This window comes from Brachyspira catarrhinii (assembly GCF_005518285.1).
In the GTDB taxonomy this organism is placed as follows: Bacteria; Spirochaetota; Brachyspiria; order Brachyspirales; family Brachyspiraceae; genus Brachyspira; species Brachyspira catarrhinii.
Genome location: NZ_SJDU01000749.1, coordinates 1 through 537, shown reverse-complemented (window position 1 = coordinate 537; position 537 = coordinate 1). Strand labels below are relative to the sequence as shown.

At 38.5% G+C, this 537-nt stretch carries 1 pseudogene; it reads right to left on the bottom strand.

Going from position 1 to position 537, the window contains the following annotated elements:
• Window positions 1–537 (bottom strand): annotated as a pseudogene (locus EZH24_RS13320) (variable surface family protein); the annotation flags it as partial.

Genomic DNA, 537 nt, shown 5'->3' with positions numbered 1-537 from the left:
AATAAAATCTCAAATGCTGGAAATATTCCATATTGAAATAATATCTCGCTTCTATTCCCGTAGATATTACCATAGTTCCCTTTAAGCTGTCCGCTTTCTTATAATAGGATTGCTGCCCTACGCCTACGGAAATGGGAATATTTATTCTAAAATCATTATTCAAAGCCGTCATAGATAAAATGGGAGTATGAACCATATAAGTAGGTCCGCCCCATTTAAATTCGTATCCGAAAGCTATGCCAAATATATTCATTTGATAGCCTATACCTCCCAATACTGCTGGAACGAGCTGGTCTAAAGCCACTTTAGCCCTATTTAAAGCGGTATAATCGTCCACATTATGAATTATTATGCCCGAAAGATTATTCGCGCCCGTTAGCCCAACGGCAGCCCTTATACTTTCGCTACCGAATACCGCACCGAATCTGTCCGTTCGCACTCTCAACTGATTGGATTGCACGAGCAAATCTATAAACGCATCAGAAGAATAATATCCGAATAGATTAAAAGAGAGTATCGATATAATGAGTAGTATTT